This is a genomic window from Vibrio hippocampi (assembly GCF_921292975.1).
Lineage (GTDB): Bacteria > Pseudomonadota > Gammaproteobacteria > Enterobacterales > Vibrionaceae > Vibrio > Vibrio hippocampi.
Genome location: NZ_CAKLCM010000001.1, coordinates 466,732 through 483,089 on the forward strand (window position 1 = coordinate 466,732; position 16,358 = coordinate 483,089).

Consider the following 16,358-nt stretch of genomic DNA (forward strand, 5'->3'; position numbering starts at 1 on the left):
TACGGAACATCAAAAAGTCTTAGAAAAGTATTAAGTTGTCCAGTGTAGATCACATTAAATAGACAAGCTACTCGGGGGAGGGGATTAGGTGAGTTGTTTACCCGTAAATGTGAGGTTTTGCCCGCAACTGACACAGCGGTAATTTGCCTGCCCACGTTCCACCTTGTTATGACGACGAATGGTCATGGATGTACTGCGACAGCCACACACATATTCAAAGGTTTTACCTTGAACGGAGCGGATGTTCATGCTGTGGGTGGTGTTGGCAGAAACCGAGAAGACTTGTTGCATGACTGCGCGCCACTCTTTTCCGTGCGGCTTTACTCGTCCAAAACAGGCGTAGGTGATCAGATGGGCCGCTTCGTGTGCGATAACTTGAGTGAGAAATGCGTCAGGGTTTTCGGCAAATAAAACGGGGTTTAACCGAATTTCCCAAATCTGTAGATACGCCTTGCCCGCCGCTTTGCCACGTAAGTCAAACCTCAAACTCGGTTTCGGGAATGATCGAGAGAAATAGTGCTGTGCTTGTAGCATGCAATCATCAAGCGCTTGCTGAGCCTGCTGCTTGAGTGAAGGAGATAAACGGTGTTGCAAGGAGAAACCACTAATAAAAACTCACGTAGAGCTGCATTGTATACCCACACCACTCAAAAGAGAACGTCTTGAGTGGTGTGGCGTCGGGGAATATTTATGGGTGGTGTTTCTTGTAAATGGTTTCGTGATAAGCGTGCCAAGTGCCATACCCTAAGATGGGCATTACGACGATCATTCCGAGTCCAAAGGTCGCGAAGCCGACCAAAATACCGGCGCAGATAATAAATGCCCAAACAATCATCGCAGGTTTGTTTTGACTCACGGCGTTGAAACTGGTGAAGACGGCCGTCATAACGTCCACTCTTCGCTCCATCATCAATGGGATAGAGAACGCGGAAATGCCAAAAATAAGCGCCGCAATGACAGCGCCCACCGCTGAGCCGATGATAAGGAACGGTGCAAAGTCAATCAGTGGCGCGCCTTGAACCGACGGGTACAGAGCATGCAGAAGCGCGGCAATCCTCATCCAGAAAATCATCGCAACCACCAGTATCACAGCAAACGCCCATTGCGAGGTGGAATTGCGCCCAATCGCTTTCATTGAGTGCAGTAGACTCGGCTTATGACCCTTTTCTCGTTCCCAAGACGCATCATATAACCCGAGAGCCAGAAAAGGACCGATCAGCATGTAAACCACAAGGCTTGGCATTATGACGAGGTGAGTACCTTGCCACTGAACAAGTTGCACAATGGCAACGGCCGCGGCAGTGAAGCAGAGTCCATAAAATGCGCTAATAATAGGCATGCGAATGAAATCATTTAACCCTAATGCTAACCAATGAAGCGGTGCTGAAATGGATACCTTTCGACATGGAATCGTTCTAGCGTATTCAGTGTCTTTGACTTGAGTCGTACGCTGGAAGTCTTCAGTGTGTACAGTTCGAGGCATAATTCCTCCCTGATGAGACAAACTGGCAATTAAAAAATTTGTACGAAGTAAGACGACCATTGAGGTCATCGTGTACTTCAAAAAGGTTTTTTCTATTGGCGGAAAGTCAGTCGTCAACAGGCGAATGGCTTAGTCCCCGCTCAATAACTATTGACCTAGTTGTCAGAAAACACAATGTTTCATTGGTTTGATGTAGTAGGTGTGAACCGGTTGTATTAGGTGGTACCAAGCTCTGATTTAATTTAGAACATTGAATTTACTTTGGTTATAAAAAACAAAAAGCTCTCAGATAGTCTGAGAGCTTTTTTAAAGATATTGCTTATTCGAAGATGACTTGTTTGAAGATGACTTAGACGGATGAATCAGTCAGTCACCCGCAAGGCTTACTTCAGACCAGCAAATTCACGCAGAATAGCGGCTTTGTCCGTCGCTTCCCAAGGGAACTCTTCGCGACCGAAGTGACCGTAAGCAGCCGTCTTCTTATAAATAGGTTGAAGAAGATTTAGCATCTCTTGTAGGCCGTAAGGGCGTAGGTCGAAGTGCTGACGTACTGCTTCGATAATGATGTCCTGTGATACTTTTTCAGTACCGAATGTCTCAACCATGATAGAGGTTGGATCCGCTACACCGATAGCGTATGAAAGCTGGATTTCACAACGGTCAGCTAGACCTGCAGCAACGATATTCTTTGCTACATAACGTGCAGCGTATGCCGCACTACGGTCTACTTTTGATGGATCTTTACCAGAGAACGCACCGCCACCGTGACGAGCTGCACCGCCGTAGGTATCAACGATGATCTTACGACCGGTTAGACCACAGTCACCCATAGGACCGCCGATAACGAAACGACCGGTTGGGTTAATAAAGAAGTTAGTCTCTTTGTTGATCCACTCTGATGGAAGCACTGGCTTGATGATCTCTTCCATAACCGCTTCACGCAGTTCTGGCGTAGAGATAGAGTCACAGTGTTGAGTCGAGAGTACCACTGCATCAATACCAACGATCTTGCCTTGGTCGTACTGGAAGGTCACCTGAGATTTAGCATCTGGGCGCAACCATGGTAGCGTGCCGTTCTTGCGCACTTCCGCTTGTTTTTGAACTAGGCGGTGAGAGTAAGTGATTGGCGCTGGCATCAGGATTTCGGTTTCGTTTGTTGCGTAACCGAACATGATACCTTGGTCACCGGCGCCTTGCTCTTTTGGATCGGACTTATCAACACCTTGGTTGATGTCTGGAGACTGCTTACCGATGGTGTTTAGAACGGCACAAGAATCAGCATCGAAACCCATATCAGAGTGAACATAGCCGATTTCACGGACTGTTTCGCGAGTTAATTCTTCGATATCTACCCACGCTGATGTGGTGATTTCACCACCGACCATGACCATGCCAGTCTTAACGTAAGTTTCACAAGCAACACGCGCTTTAGGATCTTGTTCAAGAATGGCGTCTAGTACTGCGTCTGAAATTTGGTCAGCGATTTTATCCGGATGTCCCTCTGAAACGGATTCAGAAGTAAACAGGTGCTTAGCCATGGGAGCTCCAATAAAAGGTTGTTTGAGTAAGCCGATTATCCAAGGCTCACTTCAGGGAAATTCAATATATGTTGTAGGTGTATCTACATCTAGACGTCTATTCTAGTCATGGATGTCTGATAAGCAAGTGATTTTTGCTCTATCTTACGAGCAAATTGCTTTTATCTTATAGCCAAACGTTTGCTCTATAGCTAAATCAAAAATGCACCTTGCGCCTTGTAACCTTAGCAAAAGTGACCAAAATGTTAGCTTGCTGCTGATTATCTACCCGCTTTATCTCTCGAATGAGGCAGTTAGGGTACAAAAAGTTTGCGCACACTCTAGGGCTTTGCGACAATACTCGGCGCTGAATAATCGATCAGCAAAGAAAAACTTGGATTTCGCTTAATGCACTCAGGAGCAGACATGTCTTCTCGTAAACAACTCGCAAATGCAATTCGTGCTCTTAGCATGGATGGTGTTCAACAAGCTAACTCAGGTCACCCAGGTGCACCTATGGGTATGGCTGATATCGCCGAAGTTCTTTGGCGTTCTCATTTAAATCACAACCCAACTAACCCAAACTGGGCTGACCGAGACCGCTTTGTTCTGTCAAATGGTCATGGTTCGATGCTGATTTATTCTCTGCTTCACCTAGCAGGCTACGAGCTATCAATTGACGATTTGAAAAACTTCCGTCAACTGCACTCTAAAACGCCAGGTCACCCTGAGTACGGCTATGCTCCAGGCATCGAGACGACAACAGGTCCTCTTGGTCAAGGTGTTACCAACGCGGTTGGTATGGCATTAGCTGAAAAATCTCTAGCGGCTCAGTTTAACAAAGAAGGCCACGACATCGTTGACCACTTCACTTATGTCTTTATGGGTGATGGTTGTTTGATGGAAGGTATCTCTCACGAGGCGTGTTCACTTGCTGGTACGCTTGGTCTTGGTAAGCTGATCGCGTTCTGGGATGACAACGGCATCTCAATCGATGGTGAAGTAGAAGGCTGGTTTACTGACGATACACCTAAGCGTTTTGAGTCTTACGGCTGGCATGTGATTCCTGCGGTTGATGGTCACGATCCTCAAGCGATTGAAGCTGCGATCCAAGCTGCTAAAGCAGAAACAGGTAAGCCAACACTTATCTGTACTAAAACGATTATCGGTTTTGGTTCTCCAAACAAAGCGGGTTCTCACGACTGTCACGGTGCACCACTCGGCCACGACGAGATCAAAGCGGCGCGTGAATTCCTTGGTTGGGAACACGGTCCTTTCGAAATCCCAGCAGATATCTATGCTGAGTGGGATGCCAAAGAAGCTGGTCAAACAAAAGAAGCGGCATGGAACGAGAAGCTTGCTGCTTATGAAGCGGCTTACCCAGAGCTGGCTGCTGAGTTTAAGCGTCGCGTCAATGGCGAGCTACCAGCACAGTGGGAAGCGGAAACCAGCAAGATCATTGAAGATCTGCAAGCAAACCCTGCCAACATTGCTTCACGTAAAGCATCACAAAATGCACTAGAAGCTTTTGGTAAGATGCTTCCTGAGTTTATGGGCGGCTCTGCTGACCTTGCGCCATCTAACCTAACAATGTGGTCTGGCTCTAAGTCATTGACGGCAGATGATGCATCTGGCAACTACATTCACTACGGTGTGCGTGAATTTGGTATGACAGCCATTATTAACGGTATTGCGCTACACGGTGGCTTTGTTCCTTACGGTGCGACTTTCCTTATGTTCATGGAATATGCACGTAACGCAATGCGTATGGCTGCTCTGATGAAAGTTCAGAACATCCAAGTTTACACTCACGACTCTATCGGTCTGGGTGAAGATGGTCCAACGCACCAACCCGTTGAGCAGATCGCTTCTCTGCGCGTAACGCCAAACATGAGCACATGGCGTCCATGTGACCAAGTTGAGTCTGCGATTGCGTGGAAACATGCTATCGAGCGTAAAGATGGTCCAACATCGTTGATTTTCTCTCGTCAAAACCTTGCTCAGCAAGATCGTGACGCAGAGCAGCTAGCGAACGTTGCCAAGGGTGGTTACATCCTGAAAGACTGTGACGGTGCGCCAGAGCTTATCTTGATTGCGACAGGTTCTGAAGTTGAGCTGACAGTGAATGCTTACCAAGAACTGACGGCTGCAGGTCACAAAGTTCGCGTGGTTTCGATGCCATCAACCAACGTGTTTGATGCTCAAGATGATGCTTACCGTGAAGCGGTACTTCCAGCAGCCGTGACTAAGCGTATTGCTGTGGAAGCAGGTATTGCGGATTACTGGTACAAGTACGTTGGCTTTGGCGGTAAGATCATCGGCATGACGACGTTCGGTGAATCTGCTCCAGCGGGTGAATTGTTCAAGATGTTTGGCTTCACCACTGAAAATGTGGTTGCGACAGCGAAAGAGTTACTCGCTTAAGCGAAACAACGACACTGAAATCAGTGAAAGCCGAGATGTGAAAAGCATCTCGGCTTTTTTTGTTTCCACCTTGAGCCTGCCCTTAATGATCCGCTAGTATGCGAAGCAGGATAGATAAAACGGAATGACAAGAGATGTTGAAGGTTGCCATTAATGGTTTTGGCCGTATCGGGCGAAGTGTGGTTCGAGCGATTTATGAAAGTGGTAAGAACGAGCAAATCCAAGTGGTTGCTATCAATGAGCTAGCTCAACCAGAGGCGATGTCGCACTTATTGCAATACGATACTAGCCACGGGCGTTTTGCCTACAAGGTCAGCCACGATCAAGAGCACCTGTATATTCAGCATCAAGATGGTCGCAGTGATGCAATGCGAATCCTACACTTATCGGATATTGCTCTACTTCCTTGGCGCGATCTGGATGTGGATATCGTTCTTGATTGTACCGGTGTATTTGGCAGTCGCGATGATGGCTTGCAGCATATTGAGGCGGGCGCTAACAAGGTACTGTTTTCTCATCCAGGTGGTCATGATTTAGATAACACTATCATTTACGGCGTTAATCATCAGACACTACAAGCGGATCATAAAATCGTCTCCAATGGCTCTTGCACCACCAACTGTATTGTGCCGATTATTCAAACCTTAGATGACGCTTTCGGTATTGAGTCAGGCACCATTACCACGATTCATTCAGCCATGAACGATCAGCAAGTCATCGATGCGTACCACAATGACCTACGAAGAACCCGTGCCGCGAGCCAATCGATCATTCCCGTTGATACTAAGTTGCACAAAGGGATTGAACGGATTTTTCCTAAGTTTTCCAATAAGTTTGAAGCGATCTCTGTTAGAGTGCCGACCATTAATGTCACCGCTATGGATTTAAGCGTCACCATTAAAACCAAAGTAAAAGTTAATGACGTAAATCAAACCATTGTTGACGCATCTCGGTGTACATTATGCGGCATTGTTGACTATACTGAAGCGCCGCTTGTTTCCACGGACTTTAACCATGATCCACACAGTGCGATCGTCGATGGTACTCAAACCCGAGTGAGTGATGGCAAGCTGGTTAAAATGCTGGTTTGGTGCGATAACGAATGGGGATTTGCCAACCGAATGTTGGATACGGCTCTCGCCATGCATGCTTTTTAAGCAAAAATTGAGATGTCGTTAGGCAAAGATTAATTTTGAGGGTTGAAATTAATCCATAATCGCTCAAAATAGTAAGTAGTTTATGAATTCTTAGACTTGGCAAGATGCCGAGTTTTCAAAAACATTGTTAATTTAGTTGAGAGGACTAAAAATGTCTGTAATCAAGATGACTGACCTGGAACTAGCAGGTAAACGCGTATTCATCCGTGCTGATCTAAACGTACCTGTAAAAGACGGTAAAGTAACTTCTGACGCTCGTATCCTTGCGTCTCTACCAACTATCAAGCACTGCCTAGCAGCGGGCGCTAAAGTGATGGTAACGTCTCATCTAGGTCGTCCAACTGAAGGCGAGTACGCGGAAGAGTTCTCTCTACAACCTGTAGTGAACTATCTAAACGATGCACTAGAGTGTGAAGTTAAGCTAGCAAAAGATTACCTAGACGGTCTTGAATTAAACGCTGGTGAGTTGGTTGTTCTTGAAAACGTTCGTTTCAACGAAGGTGAGAAAAAGAACGAAGAAGCCCTTTCTAAGAAGTACGCAGCACTATGTGACGTATTCGTCATGGACGCATTTGGTACGGCTCACCGTGCTCAAGCTTCTACTCACGGTGTTGGTATGCACGCAGCTGTTGCTTGCGCAGGTCCACTACTGGCTAACGAACTAGACGCACTAGGTAAAGCAATGGACAAGCCTGCTCGTCCAATGGTTGCTATCGTAGGTGGTTCTAAAGTATCGACTAAACTGACGGTTCTTGAGTCTCTATCTAAAATTGCTGACCAACTTGTGGTTGGTGGCGGTATTGCTAACACCTTTATTGCAGCTGCGGGTCACAACGTAGGTAAATCTCTATATGAAGCAGACCTTGTAGGTACTGCTAAGAAACTTATGGATGAGTGTGCAATTCCAGTCGCAACAGACGTTGCTTGTGCAAAAGCATTCGATGAGAACGCAGAAGCGGAAATCAAACACGTATCTGAAGTTCAAGACGACGACATGATTTTCGACCTTGGTCCTGACTCAACGGCAGAATTGGCGAAAATCCTAAAAGATGCTAAAACTATTCTATGGAACGGTCCTGTAGGTGTATTCGAATTCAAGAACTTCGAAGCGGGTACTGAGGGCATTTCAAAAGCGATCGCTGAATCTGAAGGCTTCTCTGTTGCAGGTGGTGGTGACACACTAGCAGCAATCGATAAGTTTGGTATTAAAGCTGATGTGTCTTACATCTCTACTGGCGGCGGTGCATTCCTTGAGTTTGTTGAAGGTAAAGTACTTCCAGCGGTAGCTATGCTTGAAGAGCGTGCTAAGGCTTAATCATCCTTTTCTTTGAAGCGGGCATTGCCCGCTTTTGTTTGTACTGCAATAGGCAGTTTGGCAATGATGCCGTGTTAGCCCATCGTTTCTATTTAGAAACACAATTTACGGTATATAGCGGTTGCCTTTTTAATTTTTAACGACAGAAAATAGGACTTATTCCATGTCTAAGATCTTCGATTTTGTAAAACCTGGTGTTATCTCTGGTGATGACGTTCAGAAAGTATTTGAAGTTGCGAAAGAAAACAAATTTGCTCTTCCTGCAGTAAACGTTGTTGGTACTGACTCAGTAAACGCAGTACTAGAAGCAGCAGCTAAAGTTAAATCTCCAGTTGTTGTTCAGTTCTCTAACGGCGGCGCAGCTTTCTTCGTTGGTAAAGGCGTTAAACTTGAAGGTCAAGGTGCTCAAGTTCTTGGTGCTGTAGCCGGTGCTAAATACGTTCACGCTGTTGCTGAAGCTTACGGTGTGCCAGTAATCCTACACACTGACCACGCTGCTAAGAAACTTCTACCATGGATCGACGGTCTACTAGACGCAGGTGAAGAGTTCTTCGCTCAAACTGGTAAGCCTCTATTCTCTTCTCACATGCTAGACCTTTCTGAAGAGTCTCTAGAAGAGAACATCGAAACATGTGCTAAGTACCTAGAGCGCATGGCTAAAATGAACATGACAATCGAGATCGAACTTGGTTGTACTGGTGGTGAAGAAGACGGCGTTGATAACTCTGATATGGACGCATCTGAGCTTTACACTTCACCAGAAGACGTTGCATACGCATACGAGAAACTAAGCGCTATTAGCCCACGTTTCACTATCGCAGCATCTTTCGGTAACGTACACGGTGTTTACAAGCCAGGTAACGTTGTTCTAACTCCAACTATCCTGCGTGATTCTCAAGCATACTGTGCAGAGAAGTTCGGTATTGCACCAAATGCGCTAAACTTCGTATTCCACGGCGGTTCTGGTTCTACTGAAGCAGAAATCCAAGAGTCTATCGGCTACGGTGTTATCAAAATGAACATCGATACAGATACTCAGTGGGCAACTTGGGACGGTGTTCGCGCGTACGAAGCTGACAACCGCGATTACCTACAAGGTCAAATCGGTAACCCAACTGGCGAAGATGCGCCGAACAAGAAGTACTACGATCCACGTGTATGGCTACGTGCTGGTCAAGCTTCAATGGTCGCTCGTCTAGAGAAAGCATTTGCTGACCTAAACGCAGTAGACGTATTGTAATTTATGACGATTTAGTCATATGCTAATGCATAGTAAGCCGCTCTTGGGGAGCGGCTTTTTTTGTGGGTAAAGAAATTAATATTAATTACGACAAAAAAACTAGCGCAAATCACAACTATTGCGTAACCTTTTGTTAGGTAATATTCGTTAAAAATTAAAGTCTTAATATTACCCTAACTTTATTTAGGCATATCTAACCTTCAGTGTTAGGCAGAACTCTACACTTAAGTTACCTGTATCCTTGGGCTACTTGGTGTACATAATATTCAAATTGGTTAATTTTTTGAGAGGGAAACAGTATGGCTGGTGAGTCAGTGGGTCTTGAAACGTCGATCGTTGATAGTCTTTCCAGTGTGGAAAAGTGGGTATCGAATAACTCTGATCTTTTGGTGCAGTATGGTGTCAATATCATCTCAGCACTGCTAATACTTTTTATTGGTAACATTTTCGTCAAAGTGATTGCGGGTAGTGTCGCTAAGGTACTGCGCAAGAAAGGTATGGATAAAGCCGTAGTGGAATTTATCCACGGTATTGTGCGCTACACCTTGTTTGTGATTGTTCTTATTGCCGCGTTAAGCCGAGTTGGTGTACAGACGGCGTCCGTTGTTGCTGTTATTGGTGCAGCGGGTTTAGCGATTGGTTTAGCTCTGCAAGGTTCACTATCTAACTTTGCGGCAGGTGTTCTTATTGTTGGTTTCCGTCCGTTTAAATCTGGAGACTATGTTGAGATTGGCGGCGTAGCTGGTTCGGTAGATGCAATTCAGATCTTCCAAACTATTTTAACTACAGTCGACAATAAAATGGTGGTTGTGCCTAACTCGTCTGTCATTGGCTCTCCAATTACTAACTATTCTCGTCATGCGACACGTCGAATTGACCATGTGATCGGTGTTTCTTATGGAGCAGACCTTAAGAAGACTAAAGAAGTGATTCAAAAAGCGCTGGAAGCGGATGAGCGTATTTTGAAAGATCCTGCCATCACTATTGGTGTGGTAGCACTCGCGGATTCTTCAGTTAACTTTGTTGTTCGTCCTTGGGTGCGTACAGAAGACTATTGGGCGGTCTATTTTGATTCGCTACAAGCGGTTAAAGAGGCATTGGATGCAGAGGGTATCGAAATCCCATTCCCACAAATGGATGTGCATCTAAACAAAGCTGAATCCTAATGGAATGAGTAGAAAAGCAAAAGGTGAAGCATGTGCTTCACCTTTTTTATGCCAACTTTTTTATATCCCTGTTTTTATATCACAAACAGCGGATTGGGAAGTGCCTCAAGAGTACGTTTTAAATCCGCCCCTGAAATTGCAAATGTGTAATCAGGCTTGCCAGGAGTATAAAGAATCTCAGCGCACTGAAATAAGTGTGCTTCAACTAATAGGGTAATGTGCTTATCCAAACCAATGGGGCATACCGCACCGGGAATGCAGCCAATTTGCTCTGTCATCTCATCATTGCTGCAAATCGACGTTCGCTTAGCTAGTGCCAGCTTCACCTTTGCTTTATCTAATCGACTATCTTTATCAGTGAGATAGAGGGCGTAACCACCCCCTTTAACTTTGAGAAATAAGCTTTTGCTATGAGTTCCACTCCAACCTAGTCGTTCGGCAACTTTTACATCGGTAGCGAAATCAACAATAGGCTCATGTTGCCATTTTTGGTAACTGACGGAGAGTTCCGAAAGCAAGGTTTTGTTGTATTGGTAGAGAGTGTCGATGTTATTCATATTACCGTTACTGAGTTGAATTTGGTTGTGATTACTTACTCATAAGTTGATGGGCGAGCGCGATGGCAATGGCAAACATCATGGTAGCAATACCAATGTCGATACCTTTTTTCACTTTCGGTTTAGACAGTGTTGGTCCGAGTTTCGCCGCGCCTAATGATAGCGAGTAAAACCAGACAAATGATGCGAGTACGGTGCCGATGGCGAATGAAACTCTATCGTTACCTTCAAACTGCCCCCCAATTGAACCTAAGATAACCACAGTATCTAGGTATAAATGTGGATTGAGTACCGTTACCGCTAATGCACCAAGCACGACAGTCCGTCGACCTCTTGCCAACACTTCACTCTTTGACTCTGAGGTTGCTGGCGTTTTAAAAGCACTTTTTAGTGACAATAAGCCATATACCGTCAAGAATGCAATACCACCTAAGGTCACTAGAGTGAGCAGCAATTCATTCTGAGACAAAATAGCGCCACCGCCAAATATGCCTAGAGAGATAAACAGCATATCTAGCACACTGCAAATCGTTGCTGTTGTCAGGTGGTGGTGACGTTTAATGCCTTGATTGAGTACATAGGCATTTTGCGCACCGATAGGAATAATCATCGTTGCACCTAAGCCAAAACCTTGAAGAAGCACCCAAAAATTCACGTTCCAATCCTTATCCGCGTATAAAATAGAGCGCGAGAATAGCGACTATATTATGATTAGTGAAATTAATGATTTTAATATTTCATAAGTAACTCTAATTTTATTAAACAGGAAGTCACATGCGTGGATTGGACTACAAATGGATTGAGGCATTGGATGCGATTGTTGAGCAGCGCAGTTTTGAAAAAGCCGCAGAACATCTCTATATTTCTCAGTCGGCGGTATCTCAGAGAGTTAAGCAGCTTGAAAAATGGCTCTCACAGCCGGTATTGATTAGAGAGCAGCCCCCAAGACCCACTGCAGTCGGTAAGAAGCTGTTGGGCTTATATCGCCGAGTACGTCTGTTAGAGCAAGAACTGGTTCCTGAGTTGGCAGCAGAGTTAGCGGATAAACCTTACTCTGTGTCATTGGCAACCAATGCGGATAGTTTAGCTACTTGGTTATTGCCTAGCCTTTCAAACTTACTTGAGGCGAAGCGCATCGAGTTGGATCTTATTGTTGATGATGAAGCCAGAACGATTGAAAAGCTAAGAAATGGTGAGGTGATTGGTGCGATCAGTAGTGAATCTCAATCAATATCGGGTTGTATCGCCGATTATTTAGGTCGAATAGATTATCACTGCGTTGCGAGTCCGAGCTTTATCAAGCGCTACTTTTCTCAAGGCGTTAATCGTGAAAGCTTGATGAAAGCGCCAGCGGTCGCCTTTGACCAATACGATAAGATGCACCAAGAGTTTGTTAACCAGCATTTTAATATTGTGCCAGGCACTATCCTCAAGCACACCGTGCGCAGTTCGGAAGCGTTTGTCAAACTGGCGTTGTCAGGTGTCGCGTATTGTCTGATCCCGAAACTTCAGATCCAAGATGAATTGGAGCGTGGTGAACTGGTCGAGATCACGCCAAAGATCGTGCTGTCTCATCATATGTACTGGCATCACTGGCAGCTCGAAAGTGGCGTGTTATCTGAGGTGTCAGAGGCAATTACTGGCTATGCTCGGCAATATTTACCACAAGCTTAATACGTCAAAGTTGTGTCAGCATATTAATTATTGAGAACCGTCATTCTGTTATGTTGTCTAAATTTGGCTATAAGTAGATTTGTAACGTCTTATAAATTAAAGAAATCCGCCGGTGATAAAGCGGAATTTAACCAACCCAGAGGAACGGTTTAATGATGAAACCAGTCATGACGTTAAGTGCTTTGTTGTTATCAGTATGCTCATTGAATACCTTGGCAGCCGAGCCTAGTTTTCCCCACCTATCAACATCGGGGTACGGCGAAATTGAAGTGACTCCCGATATGGCAGAATTTACGGTCCGTATCGTCAAGACGGAGTTAGATGCTGAAAAGGCAAAAAAAAGAGTGGATGCGATCGTTGATAATTTTATTGCCGGTTTGACTGCGAAAGGGGTTAAAAAAGAGTCGTTTACCAGTTCCAATCTCTATATTTCTCCCGAGTACCAATACCCGGAACGCGGTAAGCAGGAGTTGGTTGGTTACCAAGCATCACGCACTATGACGGTGAAAGTAGAGCAGTTAGACAGACTCAACCTTTATTTGGATCTTGCGCTGGCTTCTGGCATCAATCAAGTGGATAACATTCAGCTTAAAGTTCGGGATCAAGGTCAGTACCAGCAAGCAGCGCGCTTAGCCGCGATTAAAGATGCGCAGACTAAAGCGGCGTCATTGGCACAAGGTTTTGGTTATGATTTGGGGCAAGTGTGGCGAATTGTCTATCGCCAACCGTCCAATCAGCCGGTATTAATGCGAAGTATGGCGATGGACAGTAACGTTGAATCCGCGAGTTATCAGGATTCGCTTATCAAGATTCATGATCGTGTTGAAGTGATTTATCAGATAGAGCAGCCATAGTTTTCTTCGGTTACGTCGTCGATATCCCCATTCGGTACTCGACATAAAAAAGACCTCTGGTTCGATTGAACCAGAGGTCTTTTTTTAGCTGAATCTATACTTAGTGAAGAATGCGAGCACGCAGTGTGCCTTCAATCTCTTTAAGCTTAGCAAGCGCTTCTGCAGAACGAGCCGTTTCTACATCAATAACAACATAACCAATGTCAGCAGAGGTTTGCAGATACTGAGCCGCAATGTTGATACCGTCTTGAGCAAAGATAGTGTTGATTTGCGTCAGGATACCAGGGCGGTTTTGGTGAATGTGTAGCAGACGCGAACATTCAGTGTGCTGAGGTAAGGAGACTTCAGGGAAGTTAACACTAGACAGTGTTGAGCCGTTGTCTGAGTATTTCGCCAGTTTACCCGCGACTTCTACGCCGATATTCTCTTGAGCTTCTTGAGTTGAGCCACCAACGTGAGGAGTGAGGATCACGTTATCAAACTTCATTAACGGCGACTCAAATGGGTCTGCGTTAGTTTTTGGCTCTTCCGGGAATACGTCAACGGCTGCGCCACCAATGTGACCACTTTCTAACGCAGCTGCGAGTGCCGGAATATCTACCACCGTACCACGAGCCGCATTAATGAAGATCGAGCCGGGCTTCATGCGAGCGAACTCTTCCGCGCCCATCATGTTTTTAGTCCCTGCTGTCTCTGGCACATGCAGAGAAATCACGTCACACTTGTTAAGCAGTTCAGTCATCGTCGCAACTTGAGTCGCATTACCCAATGAAAGTTTGTTCTCGATATCGTAGAAGTAAACTTTCATACCGAGGTTTTCTGCAATAATACTCAATTGAGTACCGATGTGACCGTAGCCAATAATACCTAGACGTTTACCACGAGCTTCATAGGAGTTATCTGCGCTCTTCTTCCAGATACCACGGTGTGCGAGTGCATTTTTCTCTGGGATACCACGTAGCAGTAATAAAATTTGACCAAGCACGAGTTCTGCCACACTACGGGTGTTGGAGAACGGAGCGTTAAATACGGGCACGCCTCGTTTGGCAGCAGCGGCAAGATCAACTTGGTTAGTACCAATGCAGAAACAACCAATCGCAACTAATTTTTCGGCGGCGTTGATCACCTCTTCCGTAAGGTTAGATCGGGAACGAATACCGATAAAATGGACATCTTTAACCGCTTCAATTAATTCTTCTTCAGGTAATGAACCCTTGTGATAAGTGATGTTGGTGTATCCAGCCGCCTCCAACACTTCAACCGAAGATGGGTGCAAGCCTTCAAGAAGAAGAATTTTGATCTTGTCTTTTTCGAGTGAAACTTTGGCCATTTAATTCATCCTTAAAATGGAAAATAGAGGAAAAGTGGGCGCACATATCACAGCGGGATGATAGAAGAGGGTATCCCAGCTAGGATCACATAACATTTTCCTTGTGCGTCTTGTGAGCAATAAAGTAACAAAAAACTCTCAGTTTGGGTAAGAAAATTACGGTATAAGACATAAATTTATTATATTCAGAAACAAAAACGGCGCTCTAGGCGCCGTTTGTAAACAAATAACGTAATACTTACTCTTCGACTTTGGCGCCTTCTGGAGTACCCGTGATGACAACATCCGCCCCACGGTGAGCAAAAAGCCCCACAGTTACAACACCGGCAAGGGCATTGATTTTGTCTTCCAAGCCTTTAGGATCGGTAATCTTAAGACCGTATACGTCAAGGATCACGTTGCCATTGTCCGTTGTCACGCCTTCACGGTAAACCGGATCACCACCCAACTTCACCAGTTCACGTGCAACGTATGAGCGTGCCATTGGAATAACTTCAACCGGCAGTGGGAATTCGCCCAAAGTTGTCACCGCTTTGCTACCATCAACAATGCATACAAACTTGTTGGCAATAGCGGCTACGATCTTTTCGCGAGTCAGTGCTGCACCGCCCCCTTTGATCATATGACGCGCCGCATTGATTTCATCGGCACCATCAACATAGACATCTAGGTAAGCCACATCGTTGCAATCGAATACTTCAATGCCTAGGGCCTTCAGCTTTTCAGTCGATGCTACTGAGCTAGATACCGCACCTTTAATATCGTCTTTGATGCTGCCTAGAGCATCAATAAAGTGGTTAACGGTAGAACCTGTGCCAACACCGACAATACTGTCTTTCTCTACATATTTTAATGCTGCCCAGCCAGCAGCTTTTTTCATCTCATCTTGAGTCATGCTTGAGTCCTAGAGCTAGAGTTAAAATGTTACCCAAAGAGTTGTGATTTTAGCTCTTGAGTACCAATACCGCGGGATTATATATCAAAAATTGATAATGTTTTATTGAAAAGTAATCGATTGCCTTGCGAGAGATCGTTAATAGACACTAGATAAAGAAAAGTTTACCAACACCAAATTCTTTGGGGAGTAACGATGGTGGCAAGAGGAACATCCCAAGCTTCGGTTGGTAATTGTTCCACTAACTGACAATGGTGAGCCAACCCAATTGCACTCGGTCCTTTGTTGTTATGACGCCAAGGCTGCAATGTGCGGTCGTAATAACCCCCGCCCATGCCGAGTCGTTGCCCAGTTCGGTCAAACGCAACAAGGGGAGTAAAGATGATATCAAGTTCTGCGACCGGGCATATTTGGGTCTTATCTAGTTTGGGTTCTCGTATTTGGTAGCGATTGTGCACCAGTGGTGTCTCCGAGTGATAACGGAGAAACAACAAATGTCCTTTTGAGAAGGGATGGATCACAGGCAGATATGTTTCGATGCCGTTATCCCAAAACCAGTTTATCGCTGGTGTGACATCCAGCTCACCATCAGCCGCGAGATAAAGAGCAACGCGCTTCGCTTTTGCAATGCCATCAAGGTTAGCCAATTGCACAACTAAATCCTGTGCTGCCTGCTGTTGTTCATCGTAAGAGAGAGATTGTCTTTGTTGACGAATAAGCTGACGGAGAGATTGTCGCTGTGTCAT

At 45.3% G+C, this 16,358-nt stretch carries 15 protein-coding genes; 7 read left to right on the plus strand and 8 right to left on the minus strand.

Translation table 11 applies throughout. The features are described from left to right. Positions 1-84: 84 nt before the first annotated feature. The 3 genes from L9Q39_RS02325 to metK form a co-directional block, all read right to left on the minus strand. Positions 85-594, minus strand: coding sequence for a SprT family zinc-dependent metalloprotease (locus tag L9Q39_RS02325; protein ID WP_290369110.1), 510 nt, complete (start codon positions 592-594; stop codon positions 85-87). Between the two features lie 94 nt (positions 595-688). Continuing rightward, positions 689-1,483: a DUF2189 domain-containing protein gene (locus L9Q39_RS02330; protein ID WP_237483515.1), complete on the minus strand. Its 795-nt coding sequence runs from the start codon at positions 1,481-1,483 to the stop codon at positions 689-691. Positions 1,484-1,866: 383 nt separating this feature from the next. Next, positions 1,867-3,021 carry a methionine adenosyltransferase gene (gene metK, locus L9Q39_RS02335; RefSeq protein WP_237483516.1) on the minus strand — a complete coding sequence of 385 codons (1,155 nt, stop codon included), beginning with the start codon at positions 3,019-3,021 and terminating at the stop codon, positions 1,867-1,869. A gap of 405 nt (positions 3,022-3,426) precedes the next feature. On the opposite strand from metK, the gene tkt reads away from it, so the two are divergent. The 5 genes from tkt (at position 3,427) to L9Q39_RS02360 (ending at position 10,302) form a co-directional block, all read left to right on the plus strand. Then, positions 3,427-5,424, plus strand: coding sequence for a transketolase (gene tkt / locus L9Q39_RS02340; RefSeq protein WP_237483517.1), 1,998 nt, complete (start codon positions 3,427-3,429; stop codon positions 5,422-5,424). 134 nt (positions 5,425-5,558) lie between these two features. After that, positions 5,559-6,581 (plus strand): erythrose-4-phosphate dehydrogenase, encoded by a 1,023-nt coding sequence (epd, locus tag L9Q39_RS02345; protein WP_237483518.1) that lies wholly within the window; start codon positions 5,559-5,561, stop codon positions 6,579-6,581. Between the two features lie 151 nt (positions 6,582-6,732). Next, entirely contained in the window at positions 6,733-7,896 is a 1,164-nt protein-coding gene (locus tag L9Q39_RS02350) for a phosphoglycerate kinase (protein WP_237483519.1), read from the plus strand. Between the two features lie 163 nt (positions 7,897-8,059). After that, complete coding sequence (gene fbaA / locus L9Q39_RS02355) at positions 8,060-9,136, plus strand: class II fructose-bisphosphate aldolase (protein ID WP_237483520.1); 1,077 nt, start codon at positions 8,060-8,062, stop codon at positions 9,134-9,136. A gap of 299 nt (positions 9,137-9,435) precedes the next feature. Beyond that, positions 9,436-10,302 (plus strand): mechanosensitive ion channel domain-containing protein, encoded by an 867-nt coding sequence (locus L9Q39_RS02360; protein WP_237483521.1) that lies wholly within the window; start codon positions 9,436-9,438, stop codon positions 10,300-10,302. Positions 10,303-10,376: 74 nt separating this feature from the next. Here the strand turns inward: L9Q39_RS02360 and L9Q39_RS02365 are convergent, their stop codons facing one another. Beyond that, the gene (locus L9Q39_RS02365) at positions 10,377-10,859 is read right to left on the minus strand and encodes a YbaK/EbsC family protein (RefSeq protein ID WP_237483522.1); all 483 of its coding nucleotides are present in this window, start codon (positions 10,857-10,859) and stop codon (positions 10,377-10,379) included. A 31-nt stretch (positions 10,860-10,890) separates the two neighbouring features. Next, a complete protein-coding gene (locus tag L9Q39_RS02370) occupies positions 10,891-11,514 on the minus strand; it encodes a LysE/ArgO family amino acid transporter (protein ID WP_237483523.1) in 624 nt (207 codons plus the stop codon). A 119-nt stretch (positions 11,515-11,633) separates the two neighbouring features. Here L9Q39_RS02370 and L9Q39_RS02375 point away from each other — a divergent pair, with 119 nt between their 5' ends. Together L9Q39_RS02375 and L9Q39_RS02380 are read left to right on the plus strand one after the other, a co-directional pair. Beyond that, the gene (locus tag L9Q39_RS02375; RefSeq protein WP_237483524.1) at positions 11,634-12,533 is read left to right on the plus strand and encodes a LysR family transcriptional regulator ArgP; all 900 of its coding nucleotides are present in this window, start codon (positions 11,634-11,636) and stop codon (positions 12,531-12,533) included. A gap of 155 nt (positions 12,534-12,688) precedes the next feature. Next, on the plus strand, positions 12,689-13,387 hold the full coding sequence (locus tag L9Q39_RS02380; RefSeq protein WP_237483554.1) for an oxidative stress defense protein: 699 nt from the start codon (positions 12,689-12,691) through the stop codon (positions 13,385-13,387). Between the two features lie 100 nt (positions 13,388-13,487). Here the strand turns inward: L9Q39_RS02380 and serA are convergent, their stop codons facing one another. The 3 genes from serA to L9Q39_RS02395 all read right to left on the minus strand — a co-directional run bounded on the left by serA (position 13,488) and on the right by L9Q39_RS02395 (position 16,358). After that, positions 13,488-14,717: a phosphoglycerate dehydrogenase gene (gene serA, locus L9Q39_RS02385; protein WP_237483525.1), complete on the minus strand. Its 1,230-nt coding sequence runs from the start codon at positions 14,715-14,717 to the stop codon at positions 13,488-13,490. 238 nt (positions 14,718-14,955) lie between these two features. Next, a complete protein-coding gene (gene rpiA, locus L9Q39_RS02390) occupies positions 14,956-15,612 on the minus strand; it encodes a ribose-5-phosphate isomerase RpiA (RefSeq protein ID WP_237483526.1) in 657 nt (218 codons plus the stop codon). A gap of 164 nt (positions 15,613-15,776) precedes the next feature. Further along, the gene (locus L9Q39_RS02395; RefSeq protein ID WP_237483527.1) at positions 15,777-16,358 is read right to left on the minus strand and encodes a 5-formyltetrahydrofolate cyclo-ligase; all 582 of its coding nucleotides are present in this window, start codon (positions 16,356-16,358) and stop codon (positions 15,777-15,779) included.